This is a genomic window from Halobium salinum, from assembly GCF_026586625.1.
Classification (GTDB): domain Archaea; phylum Halobacteriota; class Halobacteria; order Halobacteriales; family Haloferacaceae; genus Halobium; species Halobium salinum.
Window position 1 is genome coordinate 128421 of record NZ_JAODIW010000004.1, and the last position, 26100, is coordinate 154520.

General features: G+C 69.0%; 26 protein-coding genes and 1 tRNA gene. 17 read left to right on the forward strand and 10 right to left on the reverse strand.

The window, feature by feature from the left end:
* Window positions 1-69: 69 nt before the first annotated feature.
* Genes N5095_RS00655 through N5095_RS00665 form a run of 3 tightly spaced genes read left to right on the forward strand, consistent with a single transcriptional unit; the run spans window position 70 to window position 1901 of the window.
* Window positions 70-297: a DUF7385 family protein gene (locus N5095_RS00655; protein ID WP_267619939.1), complete on the forward strand. Its 228-nt coding sequence runs from the start codon at window positions 70-72 to the stop codon at window positions 295-297.
* A gap of 57 nt (window positions 298-354) precedes the next feature.
* Complete coding sequence (locus N5095_RS00660; RefSeq protein WP_267619941.1) at window positions 355-1257, forward strand: NOP5/NOP56 family protein; 903 nt, start codon at window positions 355-357, stop codon at window positions 1255-1257.
* The gene (locus tag N5095_RS00665) at window positions 1254-1901 is read left to right on the forward strand and encodes a fibrillarin-like rRNA/tRNA 2'-O-methyltransferase (RefSeq protein WP_267619944.1); all 648 of its coding nucleotides are present in this window, start codon (window positions 1254-1256) and stop codon (window positions 1899-1901) included. Before N5095_RS00660 ends, N5095_RS00665 begins: the two co-directional genes overlap by 4 nt.
* 35 nt (window positions 1902-1936) lie before the next feature.
* Here the strand turns inward: N5095_RS00665 and N5095_RS00670 are convergent, their stop codons facing one another.
* Window positions 1937-2974, reverse strand: a complete 1038-nt coding sequence (locus N5095_RS00670; RefSeq protein ID WP_267619946.1) for an SDR family oxidoreductase — start codon at window positions 2972-2974, stop codon at window positions 1937-1939.
* 207 nt (window positions 2975-3181) lie between these two features.
* Between N5095_RS00670 and N5095_RS00675 the strand changes: the two genes are divergently transcribed.
* The 3 genes from N5095_RS00675 (at window position 3182) to N5095_RS00685 (ending at window position 5695) form a co-directional block, all read left to right on the forward strand.
* Window positions 3182-4306 (forward strand): glutamate--cysteine ligase, encoded by a 1125-nt coding sequence (locus N5095_RS00675; RefSeq protein ID WP_267619949.1) that lies wholly within the window; start codon window positions 3182-3184, stop codon window positions 4304-4306.
* Between the two features lie 192 nt (window positions 4307-4498).
* Complete coding sequence (locus N5095_RS00680; RefSeq protein ID WP_267619951.1) at window positions 4499-5068, forward strand: helix-turn-helix domain-containing protein; 570 nt, start codon at window positions 4499-4501, stop codon at window positions 5066-5068.
* Between the two features lie 132 nt (window positions 5069-5200).
* Window positions 5201-5695 (forward strand): phosphopantetheine adenylyltransferase, encoded by a 495-nt coding sequence (locus N5095_RS00685; protein ID WP_267619953.1) that lies wholly within the window; start codon window positions 5201-5203, stop codon window positions 5693-5695.
* A 33-nt stretch (window positions 5696-5728) separates the two neighbouring features.
* Here N5095_RS00685 and N5095_RS00690 read toward each other — a convergent pair whose 3' ends face one another.
* Window positions 5729-6037: a transcription initiation factor IIB family protein gene (locus tag N5095_RS00690; RefSeq protein WP_267619955.1), complete on the reverse strand. Its 309-nt coding sequence runs from the start codon at window positions 6035-6037 to the stop codon at window positions 5729-5731.
* Between the two features lie 74 nt (window positions 6038-6111).
* Window positions 6112-7446, reverse strand: coding sequence for a cytochrome P450 (locus N5095_RS00695; protein WP_267619957.1), 1335 nt, complete (start codon window positions 7444-7446; stop codon window positions 6112-6114).
* A gap of 205 nt (window positions 7447-7651) precedes the next feature.
* Here N5095_RS00695 and N5095_RS00700 point away from each other — a divergent pair.
* Window positions 7652-7735, forward strand: a tRNA-Leu gene (locus N5095_RS00700).
* A gap of 123 nt (window positions 7736-7858) precedes the next feature.
* Here N5095_RS00700 and N5095_RS00705 read toward each other — a convergent pair.
* Complete coding sequence (locus tag N5095_RS00705) at window positions 7859-9022, reverse strand: acyl-CoA dehydrogenase family protein (protein ID WP_267619959.1); 1164 nt, start codon at window positions 9020-9022, stop codon at window positions 7859-7861.
* Between the two features lie 166 nt (window positions 9023-9188).
* Here N5095_RS00705 and N5095_RS00710 point away from each other — a divergent pair, with 166 nt between their 5' ends.
* The 3 genes from N5095_RS00710 to N5095_RS00720 all read left to right on the forward strand — a co-directional run bounded on the left by N5095_RS00710 (window position 9189) and on the right by N5095_RS00720 (window position 11655).
* A complete protein-coding gene (locus N5095_RS00710) occupies window positions 9189-9926 on the forward strand; it encodes a beta-ketoacyl-ACP reductase (protein ID WP_267619961.1) in 738 nt (245 codons plus the stop codon).
* 134 nt (window positions 9927-10060) lie between these two features.
* Window positions 10061-10876 (forward strand): diadenylate cyclase, encoded by an 816-nt coding sequence (gene dacZ, locus N5095_RS00715; protein ID WP_267619963.1) that lies wholly within the window; start codon window positions 10061-10063, stop codon window positions 10874-10876.
* The gene (locus N5095_RS00720) at window positions 10873-11655 is read left to right on the forward strand and encodes a mechanosensitive ion channel domain-containing protein (RefSeq protein ID WP_267620271.1); all 783 of its coding nucleotides are present in this window, start codon (window positions 10873-10875) and stop codon (window positions 11653-11655) included. The genes dacZ and N5095_RS00720 overlap by 4 nt, the downstream gene beginning before the upstream one ends.
* Window positions 11656-11664: 9 nt before the next feature.
* On the opposite strand, the gene N5095_RS00725 is transcribed toward N5095_RS00720, so the two are convergent.
* The 4 genes from N5095_RS00725 to purD all read right to left on the reverse strand — a co-directional run bounded on the left by N5095_RS00725 (window position 11665) and on the right by purD (window position 14532).
* Window positions 11665-11895 carry a hypothetical protein gene (locus N5095_RS00725; RefSeq protein ID WP_267619965.1) on the reverse strand — a complete coding sequence of 77 codons (231 nt, stop codon included), beginning with the start codon at window positions 11893-11895 and terminating at the stop codon, window positions 11665-11667.
* Window positions 11896-11942: 47 nt separating this feature from the next.
* Window positions 11943-12365 carry a hypothetical protein gene (locus N5095_RS00730; RefSeq protein WP_267619967.1) on the reverse strand — a complete coding sequence of 141 codons (423 nt, stop codon included), beginning with the start codon at window positions 12363-12365 and terminating at the stop codon, window positions 11943-11945.
* A gap of 42 nt (window positions 12366-12407) precedes the next feature.
* On the reverse strand, window positions 12408-13001 hold the full coding sequence (locus tag N5095_RS00735) for an acyltransferase (RefSeq protein ID WP_267619971.1): 594 nt from the start codon (window positions 12999-13001) through the stop codon (window positions 12408-12410).
* Between the two features lie 220 nt (window positions 13002-13221).
* Window positions 13222-14532, reverse strand: a complete 1311-nt coding sequence (gene purD, locus N5095_RS00740) for a phosphoribosylamine--glycine ligase (RefSeq protein ID WP_267619973.1) — start codon at window positions 14530-14532, stop codon at window positions 13222-13224.
* Window positions 14533-14789: 257 nt separating this feature from the next.
* Here purD and N5095_RS00745 point away from each other — a divergent pair, with 257 nt between their 5' ends.
* The 4 genes from N5095_RS00745 to N5095_RS00760 all read left to right on the forward strand — a co-directional run bounded on the left by N5095_RS00745 (window position 14790) and on the right by N5095_RS00760 (window position 19099).
* On the forward strand, window positions 14790-16907 hold the full coding sequence (locus N5095_RS00745) for a thioredoxin domain-containing protein (protein ID WP_267619975.1): 2118 nt from the start codon (window positions 14790-14792) through the stop codon (window positions 16905-16907).
* Between the two features lie 395 nt (window positions 16908-17302).
* The gene (locus N5095_RS00750; protein ID WP_267619977.1) at window positions 17303-18286 is read left to right on the forward strand and encodes a transcription initiation factor IIB; all 984 of its coding nucleotides are present in this window, start codon (window positions 17303-17305) and stop codon (window positions 18284-18286) included.
* Window positions 18287-18380: 94 nt separating this feature from the next.
* Window positions 18381-18560: a DUF7836 family putative zinc-binding protein gene (locus N5095_RS00755; protein WP_267619979.1), complete on the forward strand. Its 180-nt coding sequence runs from the start codon at window positions 18381-18383 to the stop codon at window positions 18558-18560.
* Between the two features lie 302 nt (window positions 18561-18862).
* Window positions 18863-19099, forward strand: coding sequence for a UPF0058 family protein (locus N5095_RS00760; RefSeq protein ID WP_267619980.1), 237 nt, complete (start codon window positions 18863-18865; stop codon window positions 19097-19099).
* A 46-nt stretch (window positions 19100-19145) separates the two neighbouring features.
* Here the strand turns inward: N5095_RS00760 and N5095_RS00765 are convergent, their stop codons facing one another.
* Complete coding sequence (locus N5095_RS00765) at window positions 19146-19646, reverse strand: DUF555 domain-containing protein (protein ID WP_267619982.1); 501 nt, start codon at window positions 19644-19646, stop codon at window positions 19146-19148.
* A gap of 154 nt (window positions 19647-19800) precedes the next feature.
* Here N5095_RS00765 and N5095_RS00770 point away from each other — a divergent pair, with 154 nt between their 5' ends.
* From N5095_RS00770 to N5095_RS00780, 3 genes are all read left to right on the forward strand, one after another.
* Window positions 19801-20229 (forward strand): GIY-YIG nuclease family protein, encoded by a 429-nt coding sequence (locus tag N5095_RS00770; protein ID WP_267619984.1) that lies wholly within the window; start codon window positions 19801-19803, stop codon window positions 20227-20229.
* Window positions 20230-20506: 277 nt separating this feature from the next.
* On the forward strand, window positions 20507-21298 hold the full coding sequence (locus N5095_RS00775) for a helix-turn-helix transcriptional regulator (protein ID WP_267619986.1): 792 nt from the start codon (window positions 20507-20509) through the stop codon (window positions 21296-21298).
* Window positions 21299-21377: 79 nt separating this feature from the next.
* Entirely contained in the window at window positions 21378-22454 is a 1077-nt protein-coding gene (locus tag N5095_RS00780) for a pyridoxal phosphate-dependent aminotransferase (RefSeq protein WP_267619989.1), read from the forward strand.
* A gap of 181 nt (window positions 22455-22635) precedes the next feature.
* Here the strand turns inward: N5095_RS00780 and N5095_RS00785 are convergent, their stop codons facing one another.
* The gene (locus N5095_RS00785; protein WP_267619991.1) at window positions 22636-25800 is read right to left on the reverse strand and encodes an FAD-binding and (Fe-S)-binding domain-containing protein; all 3165 of its coding nucleotides are present in this window, start codon (window positions 25798-25800) and stop codon (window positions 22636-22638) included.
* Window positions 25801-26100 lie beyond the last annotated feature (300 nt).

Genomic DNA, 26100 nt, shown 5'->3' on the forward strand with positions numbered 1-26100 from the left:
CTCGCGTCGCCGGTCCCGCCGCCGCGAATCATCCCGGACGTTGATTAGCAACGGGACGAAGGGGAGTGTATGGACATCGACACCGACGAACTGCGCTCGTCGCTCACCCCCCGGGAGGAGAACAGCGCCATCAAGTCCTACCAGAACACCGTCTCGGTCGTCTGTCCGGCCTGCGGCGAACCCTTCGAGGACCTCGTCGTCTGCAAGGAGAACCCGACGAGCCTGAACCTCTCGAAGCAGCTCGACCTCTGTGTCGGCGTCGACGAGGGGAAGGCGTACATCTTCACCCACCAGTAGCTGCTTCCGAATCCCCGTATCGGGACGGATTTACGAGCAGGAACAGAACCGACGCGCATGAACGACGGGACGACGGCGTCGGAGCCCCGAGGCTGGTTCGAGGGTCTCGACGGTGACGACGCAGACGACGCCGAGGAGAAGGCGGCGACGCGCCGAATCCGCGACGGGAGCGCCGACGCCCCCGCCGACTGGCCCGCTCGAGCGGTCGAGTCGGGGTTCGCCGACGACGAGACCGACTACTACGCCCGGCTCCGCGAGGCGACGGTCGAGGCCGCACGCGAGGCCGCGGCCGAGCGCGAGCGCGCGGACGACCGCCAGCTCGTCCACGCGGTGCGCTCGATGGACGACGCCGACCGCGTCGCAAACGAGCTCGCAGAGCGGGTCTCGGAGTGGGCGGGGACGCAGTTCGAGGCCGGCTCCGGCGTCGACTACGCCCGGGAGTTGGCCGCGCGCGACCCCGAGGGGCCGGACCAGGAGCGCGTCGTCTCGCTCGCGGGGCGCGTCGCCGACCTCGCCGACGAGGCCGACGACCTCCGGACGTACATCGAACAGCGGGCGCCGACGGTCGCGCCGAACCTCACCGAGATGGCGGGGCCGGTGCTCGCGGCCCGCCTGCTGTCGCTCGCCGGCGGGCTGGACTCCCTGGCGAAGAAGCCCGCCGGGACGGTGCAGGTGCTCGGCGCCGAGGACGCCCTGTTCGCGCATCTTCGGGGCCGGGCGCCCTCGCCGAAGCACGGCGTCATCTTTACCCACGAGTTCGTCCGCGGGACGCGGCCCGAGGACCGCGGTTCCGCGGCGCGGGCGTTCGCCGGGAAGCTGGCGCTGGCCGCCCGCGCCGACCACTACGCCGGCGAGCGTCGGCCACAGTTGCACGAGGACCTGCAGGAGCGCATGGAGACGATTCGGGCGCGTGCGGAAGACACGGACGACGATTCGACCGAGGGAGGTGCGGCCGAATGAACGGTGACGACTCGCTGCCGGAGGGCGTCGACCGTCGTACCTTCGACGGGCGGGAGCGACTGGCCACCAGCGGCCCGACCGTCTACGGGGAGCCGACCGACGGCGACTGGCGGCTCTGGGACGTCGGGCGCTCGAAGCTGGGGGCGATGCTCGAACTCGGGATGGGAACCGGACTCGACGGCGGCGAGTCGGTGCTCTACCTCGGGGCCGCCTCCGGAACCACGGTGAGTCACGTCGCCGACTTCGCCGGCCCGACCTACGCCGTCGAGTTCGCACCCCGACCCGTCAGAGACCTCGTCGGCGTCGCCGAGGACCGCGAGAACCTCTTTCCCCTCCTGAAGGACGCCCGGGCGCCGACGAGCTACGCCCACGTCGTCGAGGCCGACCTCGACGTCGTCGTCCAGGACGTGGCGACCCGGGGGCAGGCCGAGGTCGCGCTCCGGAACCGGCAGTTCCTCCGCGGCGACGGAAAGGGGCGGCTGTTGGCGGCGTTCAAGGCGAGAAGCGAGGACGTGACCGCGGCGCCCGAGACGGTGTTCGAACGCCTGCTCGACGAACTCGAGGAGGGGTACGAAGTGCTCGAAACGACCCGGCTCGACCGCTTCCACGACGACCACCTCGGCGTCGTCGCGCGTCCGAAGTAACGCCGAACCGAGGGCCGTCGGGCCGTCAGCGGGGCCTACGACGCCCCGGTGCCGAGGTCCGGCTGTCGACCGAGTCGCGACCGCGTCGCCCCCGGGAGGGCGGCCCGGTCGCGGAGGAACCGCTCGACGGTCGTCAGCCGCCAGTCGACGATGGCTTCGACGGCGTCGGCGCTCTCCGGGTCCGTCGGTTCGGTGTCCGTCGACGCGGCGTACCGATTCAGAGAGAGCAACGTCGCCGTCGGCTTCGAGACGCGTCCGGCGAGGAGTCCGCCGACGCGGAGCGCGAGGTCCGGAATCGACACCGCCCGGACCGGCCGGTCGAGGACGCGACCGAACGTCTCGGTCACGTCGTCCCACGACACGGCCTCGGGGCCGCCGAAGTGGAGGGTGGCACGGGTCGCGAGCGGGTGGTCGAGGCAGCGGACGAGGAAGGTGGCTACGTCGTCGACGGCGACGAACGCGTGGCGCGTGTCGACCGACCCCGGGACGAGCGCTATCCCGCGGCGCTCGACGAGGCTCCCGGTCAGCCCGCGGTAGAGTCGGAGCGCCCGGCTCGAGCGTCGGAGCGTCGGCGACTGGGCACCGCGGAGAGGAACGGAGCTACCGACCAACGCGAGCCACATCTCCATGAGCGGGGCCGTTCGGACGACGGTGTAGTTCAGGTCGCTCTCGCGGAGGCGACGCTCGGTGCGGCGCTTGTACCCGAGGTGTGCGAGCCGGTCGTCGAGCGGCGACGGCGGCAGGGAGACGAAGACGAACCGGTCGACGCCGGCGCGCTCGGCGGCGTCGACGAGGCTCCGGTAGCCGGCGTCGTCGACCCGAGCGAGGCTGTCACCGGGTCGGGGGAGGACGGCGGTCGCGGTGGCGACGACGGCGGAGACGCCGTCGAGGGCGCGCTCGACGCTGGTCGGGTCACGGAGGTCACCGTAGACCACCTCGACCCCGTCGAAGCGCGTGAGATGGTCGTAGCGGGAGTCGGGCCGGACGAACGCCCGGACCGGAAGGTCCTCCAGTGCGAGCTTCCGGACGACCGCCGACCCGAGTTGCCCGGTCGCACCGACGACGAGTATCATATCGGTGAGGGGTAGGAGAGGAGGGGTGATAGACGTAGCGCGGACGAACGAGCGGTGCCGAGATTTCGGTGGCGACGGTGGGTTCGGCGGTGGCGACGGGTTCGACGGCGGGTCGCCTCGGGCGGGGACGGACGACGGATGGGCACCGCGGGCGCGACAGCGACCGCAAACAGGACGTATTTACTGAGCCCCCTCGAACGCCCGGTAATGGAACTGGGTTCGCCGGAGTCGTTCGACCGGATGGGCACGCTCGGCGTCGAGGAGGAGTTCTACGTCGTCGACGAGCGCGGACGGCCGGCGAACGGCATCGACGACCTCGTCTACGGCGACGACGACCCGCCCGAACCGCTCGCGGGGCGACTCGACCACGAGCTGTTCAAGTTCACCATCGAGACGCAGACGCCGCTCATCGAGGCGCCGAGGGAGGCGTCCGCGTCGCTCCGGGCGGTCCGGGACGCGCTGGTCGAACACGCCGCGAACCACGGCTACCGTATCGCCGGCGCCGGACTCCACCCGGCGGCGAAGTGGCGCGAGCTGGACCACGCGGAGAAGCCGCGCTACCGCGCCCAACTCGACCGCATCCAGTACCCTCAGCACCGAAACACGACGGCGGGGCTGCACGTCCACGTCGGCGTCGACGACGCCGAGAAGGCGGTGTGGGTGTCGAACGCCCTGCGGTGGTACCTCCCGCCGCTGCTCGCGCTGTCGGCGAACTCGCCGTTCTGGGACGGACACGACACCGGGTTGGCGTCGGCCCGGGCGAAGGTTTTCGAGGGGCTCCCGAACACCGGGATGCCGACGCGCTTCGAGAGCTTCGAGGCGTTCGAGCGCTTCGAGCGTCGGATGGTCGAGACCGGCTCCATCAACGACCGCGGCGAACTCTGGTACGACGTGCGCCCCCACACCGGCCACGGCACCGTCGAGGTGCGGACGCCGGACGGCCAGTCCGACCCGGCCGTCGTCGACGCGTTCGTCGAGTACGTCCACGCGCTCGTCGTTGACCTCGCGGACCGCTACGAGGAGGAGACAGAGCCGACGGTGCCGCCCGTCGCCGGCGGCGACGGCGGGGAAGCCGGGACCGGCCTCCGGCGAGAGCTCCTCGACGAGAACAAGTGGCGGGCGATGCGGTACGGCCGCGAAGCCGAGTTCGTCGCGCGCTCGGGGGACGGGACCGTCTCGCTGACCGACGTGGTCGAGAGCGAGGCCGACCGCCTCGGCGTCGACGGGATTCGCGACCTGCTCGCCCGGGAGAGCGGGGCGAGCCGACAGCGCCGGATACGCGACGAGGAGGGTCCCGAGGCGCTGTATCGGTCACTCCTGCTGGACGGGTGAAGGCGGCCGGGTTGGCACCGGGTCAGGTGGGGTCGAGACCAGGCCGCCGCCGGGTCGAAGTCGGGTCGATACCGAATCGGTCCCTGGTCCGGAATCCGCCCGGAGTCGGAGAGGAGAGCGAACGGAGTCGTCTCCGAGTTCGAACAGGACAACGTTTTTACTGCAGTAGTTCTGACCTGCGGGCCGAAACACATGGCAGCGGAGGATTCGTCGGACGAATCAGGGGAGGGTACCGACCTCGAGAGGACCAGCGACGCGACCGGGATGGCCCGCGAGAAGTTCGAAGAGGGGGTCGACCGGACGGTCGAGGAGGTCGACCAGGGCATCGTCGACCTGCTGGCGTGGCTGCTCGACACCGAGACCCGCGCTCGAATCTACCTCTATCTCCGACTTCACCCCGACAGCACGAGCGACGAGATCGCCGAGGGGACCGGTCTCTACCCGAGCACGGTCCGGGAGGCGCTCGCCGAACTCCACGAGGAGGAGTTCGTCGGCCGGGACAAGCGCGAGAACGCCGGCGCCGGCAACAACCCGTACGAGTACGAGGCGGTCGACCCGGGCGAACTCGTCCGCGGCGCCGTCGGGGAGGTCCAGCGCCAGCTCAACACGGTGTTCGACCTCGACGCCCGACTGCGCGGCGAGGACGGCGGCGACGACCCGGTGACTATCTCCGTCGACGAGAGCGCCATCGAGTTCGGCGAAGTAGGCGGCGCAGGCGACTCCGAGGGCGAGACCGCCGAGACCGCCGAGGCCGACGACTGAAGCCGAGGCTCGCGCTCGGAGCCGCGTTGTTCTCCGGTAGGGTGCCCCGGAAGCCGCGGGATACGAACGGGAACGGGCACGCCGGCACGGCGAATCCCCTCATTTAAGTCGGGGGGCGCCGACGGCGACGGTATGGACGTGGCGCTGGGTGGGACGTTCGACCCCGTACACGACGGTCATCTCGCGCTGTTCGAGCGGGCGTTCGAACTCGGCGACGTGACCGTCGGCCTCACCTCCGACGAACTCGCCCCGGCGACCCGGCATGTCGACCGGTACGTCCGGCCGTTCGAGGAGCGAAAGCGCGACCTCGAGGCCGAACTCGAACCGCTCGCCGCCGAGCACGGTCGCGAGTTCAGCGTCCGAAAGCTGGAACAGCCGACCGGCATCGCGACCGAACCCCAGTTCGACGTGCTCATCGTCTCACCCGAGACCGTCGCCACCGGCGAACGTATCAACGAACTCCGCGAGGAGATGGGGCGCAACTCGCTCCGCATCGAGGTCGTCGACCACGTGCCCGCCGAGGACGGCGACCGCATCTCCTCGACGCGCATCGTTAAAGGCGAGATAGACCGCCACGGGAACCTCACGCCCGACCGGAACGGCCGGAACCCGATGCGAGAACGGTAGCGACACGCGGGCCGAAGTTACCGACCCCTCGCTTCACCACGTCGGCGGTCTGAACCCCGCGTCTTCGAGGATGGGTTTCCACTTCTGCTGGACGCTGAGCCGCGTGACGGACATGGCGTCGGCGACGGCCGACTGCGAGCGTTCGTCGCCGGCGATGAGCGCGCCGGCGTAGAGGCTCGCGGCGGCGACCGCGCGCTTCGAGCGCTCCGCCTCGGGGACGTTCGAGAGAAAGAGGTCCGCCGCCGTCGACCGCGCGTCGGAGGAGAGCGACAGCGCGTCGCCGGCGCGTTCGAGTTCCGTCAGCCACTCCTCGTGTTCGATTCGGTCGCCCGCCCGGTACATGACACCCCCTACCGACCCGACCTACTTGACCCCTTCCCCGGTGCACACCGGCCCGTGGTGAGGGTCGCTCGCGACTACCCGTCGAGCGGAGTGACCCGCATCGGAACGCCCTCCTTGGGCTTGCTCGTGATGCGGCCGCCGAGTTCGACCGCGCGCTTCGTCGCTTCGAGGTCGCACCGTTGCATCACGGTCGCGAGCACGGTCTTCGCCTCGGTGAGGGCGAGCGGCCGGCCCAGACAGCTCCGCCGGCCGGCGCCGAAGGGGACGAAGGCGAAGTTCTCGCGGTCGTCCTCGTCGCCGGCGTCCTCCTCGTCGTCCCAGCGCTCCGGGTGGAAGCCGAGCGGGTCCTCGTAGAACCGGCCGTCGCGATGAATCTGCAGGACGGAGAGGTGGACCTCCTCGCCCGCCGGGATGCGGTAGTCGCCCACCTCCACGTCGAGGCGGGTGCGCCGGGGGATGGTGTGAACCGGCGGGTAGAGCCGCATCGTCTCGTTGACGACGTGGTCGAGGTAGTCGAGTTCGCCGAGGGTGTCGGCCGTCGGCGGCTCGTCGCCGAGGACCGCGTCGAGTTCCTCGTGGAGTCGTCGGCGGACCGCCGGGTGGGTCGCGAGGAGGTACCACGCGAACGTCATCACCGTCGCCGTCGTCTCGTGGCCGGCGAAAATCATCGTCACCATCTGGTCGTATATCTGCTCGTCCGACAGTTCGACCGGCGCGTCCCCCTCGGACGCCCGGAGGAGCGTCGACAGCAGGTCGTCGCCGTCGACGCCCTCCTCCCGACGCTCGTCGATGAGGCGTTCCCCCTCCTCGCGCAGCGTGGCGCGAGCGTCGCGGAACTTCCGTCGGGCCGGAGTGGGCACCCACGACGGGAGCGTCCACGAGATGGGCTCGAACCAGTACCCCAGGCGGTTCGCGGCCTCCCGGAGGTGGTCGTCCTCCCCGACGCCGAGGTCCCGACCGAGGACGACGGCGAACAGGATTTCGAGGGCGAGGCCGTTCATCTGGGCCTCTACGTCGATTACGTCGCCCGCCTCCCACGTGTCGAGGCGGCGTTCGACGCGCTCGCGGATGACGTCGGTGTGTTCGCGGATGCGTTCAGCCTGAAACATCGGCTGGAGCATCCGGTTGTGGTCGGCCCACCGTGCGTCGTCGATGGCGAGCAGTCCGTCGCCGAACGCCCGCGCGAAGTCCTGCGTCTTCGCGAACGCCTCCGGTTCGTCGACGAGCACCTGCCGGACGTGGTCGGGGTGGGTGAGCACGTAGAGGTCCGGCCGGCCGAACAGGTCGATGTTGAACACGTCGCCGTGGTCGTCTTTGGCCTTGTCGATGAACTCGAACGGCGACTGGGCGAACTGGTAGGTGTTGCCGACGACCGGATGGGGCGCTGGCGTCGGGGGTCGGCTGGTCATGCGTCGGGAGTCGGCGGGACGTGGTAAGAGTCTGCGGGCATGCGGATTCGTTGGAGTCGGGTGTGATTCGCTGGGTACTGTCGTGTCGGTAGTGACCTTCGGAAGCCCCGCCCACAGTTGGAAGTCGGGTTTTGTCGTCCGCTCGGAAGCCGGGTTCGACGGAGAGCGATAGGTTCTTTGGCGCGTTGGCGGTACTCCGGGATGCGCACGGGTAGCCAAGCCAGGAAACGGCGCAGCGCTTAGGACGCTGTCTCGTAGGAGTCCGCCGGTTCAAATCCGGTCCCGTGCATTTCTCTGCAAACGATAGTGAGCAGAGAAATCACTACGTCCGGATTCGAACCAGGGAGTGAAGTGAGCGTCAGCGAACGGAGCGACTGAGGTTCAAATCCGGTCCCAGGACCCCGAAAATCGGTTAATTCTCCCCACCGTGCCTCTCGTACACCGCCTCCGCCACCGTATCTCGGTGTCCCTCGTTCGGCCCGCCGGCGACCGTCAACAACCGCGCATCGCGCAGGTATCGCTCCACGTCGCGCTCGGTCGTGTAGCCGATTCCGCCGTGGAGCTGCATCGCCTCGTTCGCGTTGTCGACGGCGGCCTGCGTCGCGTTCACCTTCGCCATCGAGAACGCCCGCGTCGTGTCGACGCCGCGGTCGGCCAGGTCGGCCGCGCGGAGAGTGAGCAGGCGGGCGGCGTCGACGCGTTCGGCCATCTCCGCGACGCGCCAGCGCACGCCCTGGAAGTCGCCGATGTGCCGGTCGTACTGTTCGCGCTGGCTCGTGTAGGCGACGGTATCTTCGAGCGCGGCGCGAGCGATACCGACGCCGCGGGCGGGGACGTTGATGCCGGTGTCGAGCCGCCCGCGCTCGGCCATCGCCCGTCCAACCTCGCCGACGCGGCGGTCGTCGCCGACGCGCACGCCGTCGAGGGTCACCTTCGGCGACTTCACGCTCCGGGCACCGAGGGTGTCCCAGACGGTGTCGACCTCGAAGGCCTCGGTCGGGACGAGAAAGGCGGTGACGCGCTGCCGGCCGTTCGCATCGGACCCGGTCCGCGCGTAGGTGAGCACGAGGTCGGCGTCGGCGAAGTTCGTCACCCAGCGCTTGTGGCCGTCGAGAATCCACTCGTCGCCGTCGTCGTCGCTGCCACCTTCACGTCTCGCCGTCGTCTCCAGTCGAGACTTGTCGCTTCCGGCGTTCTCCTCGCTGAGGCCGAGCGCGCCGACGGTGTCGTAGGCCGCCATCTCGGGGAGCAGCGACTCGCGCTGGTCGTCGGTGCCGAAACGCTCGATAGCCTCCGCGACGCCGAGGTGGAGCCCGAGGGCGCTAGCGACGGCCATGAGAGAGGCCGGCAACTCCTCGACGACGAGCGCCAACTCGACCATCCCCTCGCCGCGCCCACCGTACGCCTCGGGAGTCGTGAGACCGGTCAGTCGTCTGTCGCCGAGTTCGGCGAGAATCTCACCGGGATACGACCCGTCACGGTCGAGGTCGCGAGCGACCGGGTCGACGACCTCCCGGGCGAACGTCCGGGCGTCGTCTCGGAGGGCCGCCTGCTCGGGCGTCGGCTCGAAACGCATGAGTCGACCTCACACTCACCACGGATAGTGGTTCGCACGGGTCGGGAGAGTCGAACGGGCTAGTTTAAACCGAACGAGCCGGACGGCCCCGGCGAGACTACCGACGGCCGACACGCAAACCACCATCATAAAAGTTCATTGGACATCGGCCTAAGAAACCAGCACCATGCAACAGAAAACCTGCGTCGTCACCGGGTCGTCGCGCGGAATCGGACGAGGAATCGCCGAGCGGTTCGGCAGGGAGGGCTGTAACGTCGTCGTCAACTACCGGGGCTCCGCGGGCGAGGCGGAGGAGGCCGTCGAGGCAATCGAGGAGGCGGGCGGCTCCGCCATCGCGGTGCAGGCCGACGTGACCGACCTGGAGGGGGTCGAGCGGATGCGCGAGGAGGTCCACGAGACGTTCGGGACGGTGGACGTACTGGTGAACAACGCCGGCATCAACCAGGACGTGCTGTTCAGCGAGATGTCTCACGAGGAGTGGGACGTGGTGCTCGACGTCCACCTCGACGGCGCGTTTCACTGCACCCAGACGTTCTACGACGACCTCGCGGCCGCCGACGGGGGACGACTCATCAACATCTCGAGTATCGTCGGGAAGGGCGGGAACTTCGGCCAGGCCAACTACGCGACCGCGAAGGCGGGGATGTTCGGATTCACCCGGACGCTCGCGCTCGAACTCGCCCGTGAGGGCGCCACCGCCAACTGCGTCGCCCCGGGGTTCATCGCGACGCAGATGGTCGAGGAACTCCCCGACCGCATCAAGGACCGCATCAAGTCCGACACTCCCCTGCGACGCCTCGGCACCGTCGAGGAGGTCGCGGAGGTCGTCGCTTTCCTCGCGAGCGACCACTCCTCGTTCATCACGGGCGAGGTCATCGACGTCAACGGCGGGAAGGACCTCTAAGGGGTCGAGCAGCGCGTCCCGGGGCGTCGTCGAGGGGTGACCGTCGCGTTCCCCGGCAATCGGCGCCGAAACTCCCCGACGGGCGTATGACACACCCCGTACCTTTTTCTCCCTCTCACGAGTTTCCAGTTTCAATGGCGACGCTCAGCGAACTCGTCGGCGACCTCGTCGACGGCGTCGACGGCGTGCTCCTCTTCTCCCCCAGCGGGTCCTTCTACGAGCGGTTCGAAGGGTGGGAGGAGGACGCGGACCTCGTCGTCGTCGCGCCGGAGAACGCGGTCGACGCGGAGACGTACGTCGACCTCCCCCTCGAGTTCGACAACATCCGGGACCGAATCAGGTTCGGCATCGAAGGTGCGATGGAGCGCGGTCTCTTCGGCGACGGCGACGTCGTCGCCTGTGCCGTGCCGACGTTCGGCGGTGACATCGACTCCATCGTCCGCGTCCGGGTGGGCGAGGAGATGCGCTCGGGTATCTACGACCTCTTTACCAACTCCCGAGCGGAGCCGAGCGTCGTCCGCGACGTGTTCGACGTGGCCATCGAACTCGGAAAGAAGGGCCAGAAGGGGAAACCCGTCGGCGCGCTGTTCATCGTCGGCGACGCCGGCAAGGTGATGAACAAGTCCCGGCCCCTCTCGTACAACCCCTTCGAGAAGTCCCACGTCCACGTCGGCGACCCCATCGTGAACGTGATGCTGAAGGAGTTCTCGCGGCTCGACGGCGCGTTCGTCATCAGCGACTCGGGGAAGATCGTCTCCGCCTACCGCTACCTCGAACCGTCCGCCGAGGGTGTCGACATCCCGAAGGGGCTCGGCGCGCGCCACATGGCCGGCGGCGCCATCACCCGCGACACCAACGCCATCTCCATCGTACTCTCCGAGTCCGACGGGCTGGTTCGAGCGTTCAAGGGTGGAAAACTGCTGTTGGAGATCGACCCGGAGGAGTACTGACCGTGCTGCAGTTCGGTGGGGGCGTCCTCGGGGACGTCCCGCCGCGCTACTGGCTCGCTGCCGCCGTCTTCCTGCTCGGGGCGATGCTCGCCTACCTCGTCGGTCTGGTGAACCGCCGGCTCCTGCGCCGGGCGGGCGTTCCGTCGACCATCGAGGGAACCGCCTTCGAGCGGATGGCCCGCGAGTTGGGCACCTCGACGGTCGCCATCGTCGCTCAACTGTCGGCGTACTTCGTGCTCGCCATCGCCATCGTCGTCGCGCTCACCGTGGCGCGAATCGAGTACACCGCCATCTTCTGGAGCGACCTCGTCCAGTTCGTTCCCAAACTCTTTATCGCCGTCCTCATCCTCATCGTGGGGGTCGTCGTCGGCGACAAGGTCGAACTCGTCGTCCAGGAGCGCCTCAGCGAGGTGAAGCTCCCGGACGTGAACGTCATCCCGCTGCTCGCGAAGTACACCGTCTTCTACATCGCGACGCTCATCGCGCTGTCGCAGGTCGGTCTGGACGTCCTCGCACTCGTCGCGCTGCTGTGTGTCTACGGCCTCGCGCTCATCGCCTTCTCGGTCGTCGCCTTTTGGGACATGCTCCGCTCGGCCGCCGCCGGGGTGTACCTCCTCCTCAACGAACCCTACGGCATCGGCGACGAGGTCCGACTCGGCGAGAAGCGCGGCATCGTCCAGGAGGTCGACCTGTTCGTCACCCACGTCGAGAGCGACGAGGAGGAGTACATCGTTCCCAACAGCCGGGTGTTCAAGGACGGCATCGTTCGGGTGCGCTAAGTCGCGGCATCAGCCCCCGTTCCTCTCCCCGTCGCCTTTCCCGTGCCCTTCCTCGTCGCGTTCCGACCGCCGTTCCTCGTACACCCGTTTCGCCCGGTCGAGGTCCGGGTCCGCCGTCACCCGCGACCAGGCGTACCAGACGACGAGCAGTCCGACGAGCGTCGTGAACAGCGAGACCGGGTCCTCGAGCAGGTCGGCGAGGCGGGAGGCGAGCGTCGCGACGCCGGTCGGCGGAGTCACGGTCACGAGTTGGAACGGAGTTCGGTTGTAGCTGGCGGCGACCGACGCTACCGGAGAGCCTCTCCGAGTCGACGCCGAACGGTTCCGGACACGGCGAGTGCCGCGACCGGAAGCGTCACGAGCAGGAACGCCGTCAGGTACAGAACCTGCGTGAGCGGGTCCGGCGGCGACAGCGTCGCGCCGAGGACCATCGCGCCGACGGACGCGAGCGCGAAGGCGAGCGTCCCCCGTTCGCGGCGTGTCGGCGGATACTCGCGCGGGCCGGCGCGCGGACGGACGAGGAGGAGGTAGACGAGCGTCATCGGCCCGAAGAGCGCGACGACGGCCCAGGCGACCGCGCTACGGCTCGACCGGCCGTGTGCCCGTGCGTCGAGATACACCCAACCGACGAACGAAGCGACGCCGAGGGCGAGACAGCCGACACCGAGGGCGACCAAGACGGGCAACAGGAGGGGTTGGAGCGGGACCACGTCGGACACCGTCGCCGTACGGCGAGAAAAGGGTTCTCCGATTCAGTCGTCGGTCACGTCTTCCGCGTCGGAGTCGGTCTCCGAGACGACCTCCGCGGGCACACCCGCGACCGTCGCCCCCGGGGGCACGTCGTGGGCGACGAGGGAGTTGGCGGCGACCTGTGCGTCGGCGCCGACGTGGACGCCCGGTAGAACGATGGCGCCGGCCCCTATCATCGCTCGGTCGCCGAGGACGACCTCGCCGGTTCGGTACTCCTCCTGCAGGAACTCGTGACAGAGGAGGGTAGCGTCGTAACCGACGATGACGTCGTCGCCGAGCGTGATGTAGTTCGGCCAGAACACGTCCGGTGTCGCCTCGAGCCCCCACGAGACACCCTCCCCGACGTCGACGCCGATAGCCGAGAGGAGGCGTCGCTTCAGGCGGAGGCTCGGCGAGACCCGTACGAGCCAGATGAGTGCATAGTTGAAGGCGACGACCAGCGGGGAGCGGTGGCTGGGCCAGTCGTGCAGGGAGTTCCGCGGCCCCGGCGTCGGGTGGCGGGTGGTGCGGTCGTACCGGGCGGGGGTGTCGTCGGGGGCGCTCTCGTCGGCGGTGGTCTCCTCGGAGGCGTCCTCACCGGGGGTGTCCTCGCTCACGACGGGAGTTGGTCCGGCGGGGCCTTGAAGGGGCGCGGTCCTTCGGAGGTGCCGTCGGGTTCGACGGAGCGAGAGCCGGCTCCTCGGTCGTCGCGGAGCATACGGAAGCCCCCGTCGAGACGGCGTCCCCTTCGGGAGCCCCACCCTGCCGGTCGATGGGCCGGTCGTCGCCGCGTGTCCGACGCGCGAGTCGCTACCGAGTGGCGTCCCTATCGACGACTCAGCCCCGAAGCTCCTCGACGTGGTCGATTCGGGACTGCACGAGGTCGGCCTTCCCGATGTCGTGGCGGATGCGGAGGCCGTCGCCCGCCGCGGAGAGCGCCTCCTCCGCGACCGCCTCGGCCGTTTCGATGTCGTCGGCGAAGCCCACGACGGCGAACGACCGCGAGGTGGTGGTGTAGAGGCCGTCCTCGCGCTCGTCGACGGAGGCGTAGAAGAGGAGCGCGTCGGCGTCCCCTTTCCCGGCGGCCGCGGCGTCGACCGAGGCCTCGTCGACCTCGATTCGGGCGCCGGCGTCGGGGTCGGTCGGGTAGCCCGCCGGGACGGCGTACTTACACACCGTCGCCCGAGGCGCGAAGGAGAGCTCCGGGAGCGGGTCGTCGTCGCGGGCGGCGGCGAGCACGTCGACGAACGGCGTCTCCAGCACGGGGAGCGTGTTCATCGCCTCGGGGTCGCCGAAGCGGGCGTTGAACTCGACGACCTTCACGCCCGCCGCCGTGAGCATGAACTGGCCGTAGAGCACGCCGGTGTACTCGGGGAGGGCGTCGACGGTGGCTTCGAGAATCGAGACGGCGTCGGCGTAGTCGTCGGCGGTCATGAACGGGAGTTCGAGCGTCGCGTCGCTGTAGCTCCCCATCCCGCCGGTGTTCGGACCCTCGTCGCCCTCGTAGGCGCGCTTGTGGTCCTGCACGGCGGGGGTCGGTCGGACCTCCCCGTTGGCGACGAACGCCTGCACGGTGAACTCCTCGCCGACGAGGCGCTCTTCGAGGACGACCCGGTCGTGGCCGCCCTCCCGGATGTACGCCTTCGCCTCTTCGGCGTCGACCTGGTCGCCCATCACCTTCACGCCCTTGCCGCCGGTGAGGCCGGCGGGCTTGACGACGAGGTCGCCGTCGTAGGCGTCGACGTACTGGCAGGCGGCGTCCCGGTCCTCGAAGACGGCGAAGTCGGGACAGCCCGGAATCGACTCCTCCTGCATGAACCGGCGCTGGTAGGCCTTGTCCGTCTCGATGCGGGCGGCCTCGGCGGTCGGGCCGAAGGTGTAGACTCCGACCTCGGCGAGCGCGTCCGCGACGCCCGCGGCGAGAGCCGCCTCGGGGCCCACGACGGCGAGGGTCGCGTCGACCGACTCGGCGTAGGCGACGACCGCCTCCGTGTCGGTCTCCTCGACGGACTTGAACCCGTCGGCGAGGGCGACGATGCCGGGGTTGCGGTTGCTCGCGCAGGCGTACAGGTCACAGTCGTCGGCCAGCGACCGGGCGACCGCGTGTTCGCGGCCGCCGCCGCCGACGAGGAGTACCGTCTCGCTCATAGTCGGTAGCGATACGCACAGGAGTGTAAGCGTTACCTTCGAGCGGGAGGAAAATGCGCACGAATGTGTGGTACGACGGCGGTACTCGACCGTCCCCGCCGAGACTCGGGGCGGTCCGTCGGGGACCGGCGCGCCGGTCGAGCGGGACTCGCCGCGTCCCGGCACCGGTCGGCCCTCACGGCTGTCCGAGCGGCACCCCCGGAGACCGTTCGGAACGCGAATACGACCCTTTAGGTGGAGGCGGTCGTAAGCGACCTATGAGCGATTCTGCGGACCGGAACCGACTCGGTGCGGAGGAGAGTCCGTACCTCCGCCAACACGCGGACAATCCGGTCCACTGGCAGCCGTGGGACGACATCGCGCTCGACGCCGCCCGCGAGCGCGACGTCCCCATCTTCCTCTCGGTGGGCTACTCGGCGTGTCACTGGTGTCACGTCATGGAGGAGGAGAGCTTCACCGACGAGGCGGTGGCGGCGGTTCTCAACGACGGGTTCGTCCCGGTGAAGGTCGACCGGGAGGAGCGCCCGGACGTCGACCGCGTCTACCAAACGGTCTGCCAGCTCGTCTCCGGCGGGGGTGGCTGGCCCCTCTCGGTGTGGCTCACGCCGGACGGGCGCCCGTTCTACGTCGGCACGTACTTCCCGCCCGAGGAGCGACGCGGGATGCCCGGCTTTCGCGACGTGCTGGAACGGCTCCGTCACTCCTGGGAGGCGGACCGCGAGGAGATCGAGAACCGCGCCGACCAGTGGACCGCGGCCATCCAGGACGAGTTGGAGTCGACGCCGGAACCCGCCGACGAGGCGCCCGACGAGACGATTCTCGGGAGCGCGGCCGGTGCGGCCCTCCGGAGCGCCGACCGCGAGAACGGCGGGTTCGGGACGAGCGGTCCGAAGTTCCCCCAGCCGGGGCGGGTCGACCTCCTGTTGCGGAGTTACATCCGGAGCGGACGCGGCGAGGCGCTCGACGTGGCCGTCGACGCGCTCGACGCGATGGCGGACGGCGGGCTGTACGACCACGTCGGCGGCGGGTTCCACCGGTACACGACGGACCCCGAGTGGACCGTCCCCCACTTCGAGAAGATGCTGTACGACAACGCCGAACTCCCGAAGGCGTACCTCGCCGGTTACCAGGTGACCGGCAAGTGTCGGTACGCCCGCATCGCCCAGGAGACGTTCGCGTTCGTCGAGCGCGAACTCAGACACCCCGACGGGGGGTTCTACAGCACGCTCGACGCCCAGAGCGAGGGTGAGGAGGGGGCGTTCTACGTCTGGACCCGCGAGCAGGTCCACGGCATCCTCGACGACGTCGACGCCGAACTCTTCTGTGACTACTACGGTATCACGTCGGGCGGCAACTTCGAGGGCGGGCGGACCGTGCTGTCGGCGGCGAGGGGCGTCGTCGACCTCGCCGAGGAGTACGGGATGGCGGAGTCCGACGTGCGCGAACGCCTGCTCGAAGCCCGCGTGACGGCGTTCGAGGCCCGCGAGGAACGTCCACGCCCGGCTCGCGACGAGAAGGTGCTCGCCGGCTGGAACGGGCTGATGATATCGGCGTACGCCCTCGGTGCCCGGGCGCTCGACCCGGTGCTCGCCGAGACGGCCGAGACCGCCCTCGAGTTCGTCCGCGAGCGGCTGTGGACGGCCGAGGCGGACGGGAGCGACGGCCCCGGACGGCTGGCCCGCCGGTTCAAGGAGGGGGACGTAAAGGGCGACGGCTACCTCGACGACTACGCCTTCCTCGGGCGCGGAGCGTTCGACCTGTACCAAGCGACCGGCGACGTGACGCACCTCGCGTTCGCACTCGACCTCGCCCGGACCGTCGTCGCCGAGTTCTGGGACGAGGAGGCCGGGACGCTGTACTTCACCCCGTCGAGTGGGGAGGGGTTGGTTACCCGACCACAGGAGCTTCAGGACCAGTCCACGCCGTCGAGTCTCGGCGTCGCCGTCGGCCTCTTGCTCGACCTCGCGCACTTCGACCCGAGCGCCGGCTTCGAGGACGTGGTCGACCGAACCCTGAAGACACACGCGAACCGAATCCGCGGGAGCCCGCTCGAACACGTCTCGCTGGCTCTCGCGGCCGACAAGTACGACCGCGGCCCGCTCGAGTTGACCCTCGCGACGGACACGGTCCCGGACGACTGGCGGGACGCCCTCTCCGCACGATACCTCCCGGACGCCGTCGTCTCCCCGCGCCCCGCGACCGAGGCGGGGCTGGCGGAGTGGTTGGACACCCTCGGCCTGGAGGAGGCGCCGCCGATCTGGAAGGGTCGAGAGGCCGTCGACGGCGAGCCGACCGCCTACGCGTGCCGGTCGTTCACCTGCTCGCCGCCCGAGACGGACATCCGAGCCGCCCTCGACTGGGCCGCCGAGCGCTGATTCGAAGCGGCGAGGCGCACACAGCGGACGGTGGAGACGGGAGCAGAGCAACGGTCGGGAGTTAGGGGCCGGAGGAGTCGGTGGACGGACTGTCGAGTGTCGACTCCCGGACGCCGACCACGCGGCCGTCTGTCGGCCGAGCACATTCACTATCTACGAAATATTTATATTAGATAGGTCACGCCGGTGCGAGATCGTTATACGTTCCTAATCGGTCGCCTCGAAAAGGACAGAACCGGAATAGTTGGCGTTTCACGGCTCCTGTCGCTCGGTTTTCGGCGAAGCACTTCCGCGACAGGTTTATATCCTTTTCGACCTTACTATGGGTAAGGACGCGCCGCGCCGGATTACGCCTTTCTGTCTCTCTATCCCCGGAGAGGTCCGTCCGCCCCACCATGAGCGACACCACCATCAGAACCTACACCGACGCCAGCGAACGGGAGGAGGAACGACCGGAGAACGAGGTGAGCGAGGCCGTCCGCACCTGCCCCGAGTGCGAGGGCCAGCTCGTCGCCGACGACGAGCACGGCGAGACCGTCTGTGCCGACTGCGGGCTCGTCGTCGAGGACGCCGCCGTCGACCGTGGCCCGGAGTGGCGTGCGTTCGACAGCTCCGAGCGGGACGCGAAGTCCCGCGTCGGCGCCCCGACGACGAAGATGATGCACGACAAGGGGCTGTCGACGAACATCGGTTGGCAGGACAAGGACGCCTACGGGCGCACCCTGTCGGCGAAGCAGCGCCGCCAGATGCAGCGCCTGCGCACGTGGAACGAGCGCTTCCGCACCCGCGACTCCAAGGAGCGCAACCTGAAGCAGGCCCTCGGCGAAATCGACCGCATGGCCTCCGCGCTCGGCCTCCCCCAGCAGGTCCGCGAGACCGCCTCGGTCATCTACCGCCGGGCGCTGTCCGAGGACCTCCTGCCGGGTCGCTCCATCGAGGGCGTCGCCACGGCGTCGCTGTACGCCGCGGCCCGACAGGCCGGCACGCCGCGCAGCCTCGACGAGATAGCCGCGGTCTGTCGGGTCGACAAGATGGAGCTCACCCGGACGTACCGCTACATCGTTCGCGAGCTCAAACTCGAGATTCAGCCCGCGGACCCCGAGCAGTACGTCCCGCGGTTCGCCTCGGACCTCGGCCTCTCCGACGAAGCGGAGCGCCGCGCCCGCCAACTGCTGAAGAACGCCAAGGAGACCGGCATCCACTCCGGGAAGTCCCCGGTCGGACTCGCCGCCGCCGCCGTCTACGCCGCCTCGCTGCTCACCAACGAGAAGGTGACCCAGAACGAGGTGAGCGAGGTGGCGAACATCTCCGAGGTCACCATCCGCAACCGGTACAAGGAGCTCCTCGAAGCCGAGGACGTCGGCCTGTTCGTCGAGTAGACGGACGAGCTGGGGTCGCCGCCCGTGCTGAGGGGAGGTGACAGTCGTTCCCACGGCGGGAAGTTTTATTGACCGTGCTGGCTCACGTTCGGGTATGGTCGAAGCGTTCGTCCGGCTGTTGTGCCCCGAGTGCGGCAAAGAGTGGGAATCGAATCCGACCGAGTTGCCGGAGACGCGCGTGAACTTCAGTTGTCCCAACTGTCACGCCACCCGACGGCTGACCGAGTTCATGCGGACCGAACGCGACCTCGAGATAGTCCGCCAGTTCGAGTAGTCCGGACGGGACGACCCGGTGTCGACGAGCAGTGAACGGGCCGACTGTCCCGCCGCATCCTCCCGGTGAAAACGCCGAATTTCTGCACCCCAATGTCACTTTGTGGGTCTGCCCGCCGACCCCCTGATCGACGACAGTCAGCGGTGTGTCGACCCGCCAGCCCTCGAGCACGTTACTCCTTTCTGACCAGTCGACGGGGCCGAATACTGCGGAATTCGCAGTTGTGTCAAACAGCCCGGAGGAGTGTGGTAACGGTAGTCAGGATAGTTCTATAACCCTCCAGCGGCAAGCGGGTAGTGCCTATGAAGAAGCAGGAGCTCATTCACATTCACGGCCTGCTTGCTCAAGTACAGAACCAGTGCGAAGAGTGGGAGGATGATACGTTCGCGATGGAGGAGTACGAGGATCTCGGAGTCCGACCGACATCCATCCACAAATCGAAGACCGACCACAAAGCAGCTGTTTTCAAACTCGCAAAGGGAGTCACGAAGGGCATCGACGCCGAAGAGTCCGAGCCGCTCGCAGCGAAGGCCGACTGAGTCGCCGCCTTACTCCTCGAAGCTAACCCGACACCGAACCGGCGAGCTACTGCGACCGGTCGTCCTCGACCATCTCCTCGAACTCGGGCAGCAGGTCGTCCTCCTCGTCGTCGCCGGCCGTCTCGTCCCCGTCGGTCTCCTCGTCGCCGTGTGTCGTCGCCTCGTCCCCGTCCGACTCCCCGCTCCCCTCCGTCGTCGCCTCCTCGTCGTCGTCTACGACTTCCGTGACGTCGAGGACCTTCAGGGGGATGTTGGTGAGTCGCTGGCCGATCTCCTTCCGAGCGATACGCCGGGCGTGTTCCTCACGCTCGACGTTGAACACGGTCATCTCCAGTTCGAGGGCGACCAGCGCCTCGTCGGCCGCGATGAACGCCGGAGGGAGCTCCTCTCCGGACTCCGTCTTCCGGTGTCCCATGTTGATTTCGACGTAGTTGAGGTCGGGGTTGAGCATCTCCCCCGTCTTCGAAATCGCGATTCGGACCGCTTCGTCGACAGTCTCGACGTCGTATACGGGAACCGCGGCCTCAACGACGACTCTACAGTCCATACCGTTGGTATGTTGGCCCGCATCAATGAAGCTTCGGCCCGAGAAGGCTCAGTCCACCCGAAAAGACAGTTTTCAGCGTTGATACGGCAGTCGGGCGACGCCGGGGTTGGCGACGGCCGGAACCCATTCACGGCCGGCGACCCACCGACCACCGATGGGTGACGACACCGACGGCGGGAGCTACACCCTCCTGTTCGAGCTCGCAGAGGCAGCTCGAATCGGAGTCGGTGCGCTCGGGAGTCACGCCTTCGACGCGGGCTGGTACGCGTACACCGGAAGCGCACTGGGTACCGGTGGGTTCGCGCGCATCGACCGCCACGAACGGGTCGCCGCTGGCGACCACGACGTCCGCCACTGGCACGTCGACTACCTCGGCGGACACCCCGCGGCGACGCTCCGCGGGGTCGAGACGGCCGTCGGTCGCGACGTGGAGTGTGCGGTGGCCCGACGGCTCGGAGACGGGCCTGTGTCGGGGTTCGGTGCCTCCGACTGTGCGTGTGAAAGCCACCTCGCCTACCGACCTTCGGAGGCGAGACTCCGCGACGCGGTATCGGACGCGTACGCTCGGGTCGGCGAAGAGTGAGGGGCGAAGCCCCCGGGCGACCGTCCGGGCAAGGCGGCCGCCCAACAGTGGAGAGGACCTCTCGATGGCGGCGCGACGGTCCGGGCAAGGCCGAGGCGCCGCCGAGGTTGCCGGCGTCAGAAGCACCCCGGCAACGGTACGTTCGCTCCGTGACGACATTACTTCACTCGTCGGAATCGTCGTCACCGTTCGACTATCGTATAAATTACTTTTCCTCTATTCAAGTAGTGGGGCGGCAGCCGAACGCTTATATTCAGTCCTCGTTCGCTACAATAGGATGACGGATTCCGACCCCGACGAGATCATGGCCGCCGTCGCACGCCGCGGCGACGTACTGGAGGTCGTCGGGGGCGACGGGACCCGCAAGCGCGACCTCGTGGCGTCGCTCGATATCTCGCGTTCGACGGTCGACCGAGCGGTCCGCGAACTCGAGGGGACGGGACTCGTCGAACGGACGACCGACGGCTACCGGCGGACGCTGGCGGGCGAACTCGCCTTGCGGGAGTACCGCCGGTTCGCCGACCACGTCGCCGGCGTCCTCGAGTGTCGACCGCTGCTCGCGGAGCTCCCGCCGGACACACCGTTCGACGGCGCGCTGGTCGACGGATGCGAGGTCGTCCGTCCGACACGACACTCGCCCAACCGCCCCGTCACCCGGCTCACCGACCTGGTCCGGCGGGCACGTGACGTCCGGGCGTTCGGACCGGCTGTGTTTCCCCAACAGGTGGACGCGTACCACGAGTCGATTGTCGACCGCGGGATGGAAGCGGAGATACTCCTCGCCGAGGCCGTGGTGGAACGACTCGTCTCCTCGTACAGTCGGGCGCTCTCGGAGGCCCTCGACACCGGCAAACTGGCCGTTCGCGTCGCCGACGGACCGCTTCCGTACAGTCTCACCGTCGCCGAGACGGCTGACGGGCCGGCGGTCGGACTGCTAGTGTATGCCGACGGCGGGAGCGTCAGCGGCTACCTCGGAAACGACGGCCCGGAGGCCGTGCGGTGGGCCGAACGGGAGTTCGAACGACGCTGGGATCGGGGGCGGCCGCTCTCGGGCATCGGTGAGAGCTGACCGCACAGAGAGCCGACCCCACAGAAGCCGACCTCGGAGAAGCGATAGCTCTTACCTACGCCCCGCCGTCGAACGGGCCATGCTCCCTGCCGTCCCGTACATCGACTGGATCGCCGGGAAGCCCGCCGCCGCGACGCACGACCTGGGGTCGAGTGACCTCCGCCCGACGACGGCCGAGACGGGCGTCGCCCCCGAGCGACTCGTCGACCGACCGGATCCACCAGCGGGGACCAGCCTCGCCGAGCAGGTCGCAGAGCTGTACGGCGTCAGCCCGGAGTGCGTCCTCGTGACCGCCGGAGCGACCCACGCCAACTTCCTCGCGGCCGCCGCGGCGCTGAACGGAGACGACGACCACGTGCTCGTCGAGAAGCCGGGGTACCAGCCGCTGGTCGCGACACCTGCCGCACTCGGGGCGACGGTCGACCGGTTCCTCCGTCCCCCCGACGCCGACCACGCGGTCGACCCCGACCGAGTCGAGGGTGCCGTCGTCGACCGGACGGCACTCGTGACCGTGACGAACCGTCACAACCCGAGCGGCCGACGGAGCAGTCTCGAATCGCTCGAAGCCGCCGCTTCGGCCGCGGCCGCGGTCGACGCACCGCTGCTCGTCGACGAGGTGTACGCCCCGTTCGGTGCGGAGTCGCTCGACGGCCCCTTCGGCGGGCGGAGCGCCGCGGCGCTCTCGAACACCGTCGTCACCGGGTCGCTCACGAAGTTCCTCGGGTTCGGCGGCGTGCGTGTCGGATGGCTCGTCGGGCCGCCGTCGTTCGTCGACGACGCACGGGGCGCGATGACGCACGTCCCGGCGGTCTCCGAGCCGAGCGTGGCGCTCGCGGCCCGGGCCGTCGATGGACGGGAGGGGCTCTGTGCCGACGCCCGCGAACGCCTCCGGCGGAACCACCGGTTGCTCGCCGAGTTCGCCTCCGGTCGCGAGGACCTCTCCGGGCGCGTCCACGACGGCTGTAGCTACGCCTTCCTGAGCCACGAGTCGGCCGACGGCGACGCGGTCGTGGAGGCGGCGTGGGACGCGGGAATCCTCGTCGTCCCCGGCCGGTTCTTCGACACGGCCGACGCGTTCAGAGTCTCGGTGGGCCAGTCCGCCGACGAGACGGCCGCCGCGCTCGACGCGTTCGGCGTGGTGTTGGACGAACTGTAGGTCGGGAGCCGGGGGTACTCGGGGACGGGACTTCCCGGGGCTCGGTGGCGAACAGCCGACGGTCGGGTCGTCGGACGCACGGCGGGTCGTCGGGCTCCCGCGGACCGCCGCGCGGCGGAGGGTCAGGTCACGGCGGGCGTGGCCGCGTCCTGCTATTTGAACCCGAGGTCGACGACGCCGTTCAGTCGACGAGCGTCGCCGCGACCTTCTCGACCGGATGCGGCGGCTGGTCGCTCTCGGCGTCGCGGTCGCCGAGCTGGGTCCGGCAGGAGGCGCCGGGAGCGACGGTCTCCTCGCCGTCGCTCTCGTCGACCTGGTCGAAGAGTATCGAGCCGATGGCCGTGCTCATCGAGTGATGCTCGGCCTCGTAGCCGAAGGAGCCGGCCATCCCACAGCACGTCGAGTCGAGCGGGTCGACCTCGTAGCCGACGCGACGGAGGACGCCCACCGCGTGGTGGTCCTTCGCGGTCGCCTTCTGGTGGCAGTGGCCGTGGTAGGTCAGCGAGCCACGGTCGTCGGAGACGGCGGCCGGGAGTCGTTCGTCGAGCCGGTGGACGTCGAGGTACTCCAAGATGCCGTAGGTCGCGTCGGCGACGGTCTCGGCGTCGGAGCCGGAGAGCAGGTCGAGGTAGTCCGACTGGAACATCACCGCGTCGGAGGGCTCGACGACGACCACGTCCCACCCCTCCTCGACGCGCGGTGCCAGCGCCTCGACGTTCTGCCGGGCCGCCGCGCGGGAGCGGTCGAGGAACCCCTTCGAGTGGGCCGGTCGACCGCTGTCGGTCACACCCTCGGGGACCTCGACGTGGATATCTGCGGCCTCGAGCACGTAGACGGCCGCGCGACCCGCCTTCGGGTGGTTGTAGTTCGTGTAGGTGTCGGGGAAGAGCAGGACCTTCCGGTCGGCCCGGGACTCCGGAATCCGGGCCCCGCCCCGCTCCTCGAACCAGTCGACGAAACTCCGACGATGGAACGTCGGTAGCGAACGCTCCTTCGCGATGCCGACCGTCTCCTCCATGAGCGTCCGGGCGCCGGGGACGGCCGTCGCGGCGTTCGACAGCGGGGCGAACGTCGACCCGAGTCGGGAGAGCAGTCCGACGTTCGCGAAGGCGCGGTCCCGCAGGCTCGCGCCGTTGCGCTGGTGATACGCGTGTTCGACCTCTGCTTTCATCTTCGCCATGTCGACCTCGCTGGGGCAGTCCTTCGCACACCCCTTACAGCCGATACAGAGGTCGAGCACCTCCTCGACGAACTCGTCTTCGAACTGCTCGCCCTCCTCTAAGTCGCCGCTCATCGCCTGTCGGAGCATGTTCGCCCGGCCGCGGGTGGCGAGCACCTCCTCGTTCTCGGCGCGGAAGGTGGGACACATCACGCCGCCGGTGGTCTCCTGTTTCCCCCGACAGCCGCCACAGCCGTGACACAGCTCGGCCATCCCCTGGAACCCGTTCTCGTTGTCCCAGTTCAACTCGGGGTCGAACCCGGCGTCGAACTCGTAGTCCGGGTCGAACCGGAGATACTCGGTCATGTCGTGGGCTTCGGTGGGACCCGACCCGGGCGTGGTCGCCTCGGCCTCGTCGACGCCGCAGACGTTCCCCGGGTTGAGCAGCCAGTCGGGGTCGTAGGCGCTCTTGAGGTCGCGGAACGCGTCCCAGAGACGGTCGCCGTACAGCTTCCGGTTCCACTGGGTCCGGGCGCGGCCGTCCCCGTGTTCGCCCGAGACCGAACCGCCGTACTCGACGACGAGGTCGGTGACGGCGTCGGCGATGCCCTCCAGTTGTTCGACCCCCTCGACCGTCTTCGTGTTCACCAGCGGGCGGATGTGGAGCACGCCGGGTCCGGCGTGGGCGTAGTAGGAGGTCGTCGTGTCGTACTCGTCGAGCACGTCCTGGAAGTCGGCGACGTACTCGGGGAGGTTCCGCGCCGGAATGGCGGTGTCCTCGATGTAGGCGACGTGTTTGCGGTCGGAGGTGCGCGAGAGGAGGATGGGGAGCCCGGACTTGCGCATCTTCCAGAACTTCCCGCGCGTCTCGGCGTCGTGAGCCTCCATCGCGTGGACGGCTCGGTGGGGCTCGTCGGTGGTGTCGGCGGCGCCCTCGCTCGGCTCCGCGGAGGAGTCGGCGTCGGGCACGCGGTCGGCGAGCAGGTCCGCGACCTTCCGCTTTCCCGCCTCGACGGAGTCGGCGTAGAACTCCACGAGCAGCACCGAGTCGGTATCGTCCGGGAGGAGACCGACGACTTCGCGGAACTCGGCGGTCTCGCGGGCCAAGTCGAGCAGCACGTCGTCCATCACCTCGACGGCACAGGGGCCGTGTTCGAGGATGGGCTCGACGTCCTCCATCGCGTCGAGCAGGTCGTCGTACGTCAGGAGCGCGACCGCCTTCGTCTCGGGGACCGGGACCAGCGAGACGGTCGCCTCGGTGACGATGGCGAGGGTCCCCTCGCTCCCCGCCAGCAGACGCGCGAGGTTCACCGTGCCAGCCTCGCTGTCGGGGTCCAGCCCGGAGTCGTCGGCGGTACGGCGCTCGCCGCGGGCCTCGTCGACGAGGTTGTCGAGGTTGTACCCCGAGACGTTGCGCTTGAGGTCCGGGTAGCGGGCGTCGACCTCCTCGGCTTCCTCGTCGAGGACTCGAACGACTTCGGCGTAGATTCGGGGGAGCAGGTCGCTCTCGGGACCGTCCGGTCCCCACGCGTCGGCGTCCGGGTCGGCCTTCTCCCGGAGTTCGTCGACCGGGACCTCGCCGAAACGAGTCACGGTGCCGTCGGCGAGCACGGCTTCCACCGCCTCTATGTAGTAGTCCGTCTTGCCGTACACCAACGAGTGCGAGCCGGTGGAGTTGTTGCCGACCGCCCCGCCGAGTGCGGACTTGTCTCCCCAGGCCGGGTCGGGGGCGAACTTCAGGTCGTGGACGGCGAGTTCGGCGTTGAGGTCGCCGAGGTAGATGCCAGCCTCGGCGGTCGCGCTCCGACCGTCGGGGTCGAGGTCGAGGAGTCCGTTCATGTGCCGCGTGAAGTCGAGCACGACCGCCTCGTTCACGGTCTGGCCGGCGAGGCTCGTCCCGCCGCCCCGCGGGAGGACGGGAATCGCGCGGCCGGCGCAGTACTCCATCACCGCGGCGACGTCGGCCGTCGAGGTGGGGAAGACGACGCCGACCGGCGTCCGTTCGTAGATGGAGGCGTCCGTCGCGTACAGCTGTCGCGAGTAGCTGTCGAATCGGACGTCGCCGTCGACGCGCTCTCGGAGGTCGGCGACGAGGTCGGGGCGCTCGACGTCGTCGCTCGCGTAGTCGTAGTCTGCTCGGTCGTCGCTCGCCGGGTCGGCCGTCGGCTCGTGCGTACCCTTGCTCATGTGTATCGTGGTGATTTAAGTCGCGTATGCCTCGCCGCACCGCGGATGTTCTCACGTCACACACCGGAGGCGAGATACATATCCCCTTGGGGTCGGGTCGAGGCATCGGCGCCGGGAGTGAGCAGGCTGGAGCCGCTGTGAGGCATCGGCGGTCTGGCGAACGCTGCGGGCGTTCGTGTGCCGGAGCCCCCCATCGAGGGTCGTCCCTGCTCTCACAGGTACGGTCCCCCATCCAGCGTCCGAACCCCGCTGACGGGCCACGCCACGCCGTCAGCCGGGCGTCCGTCGCAAGGAACAATT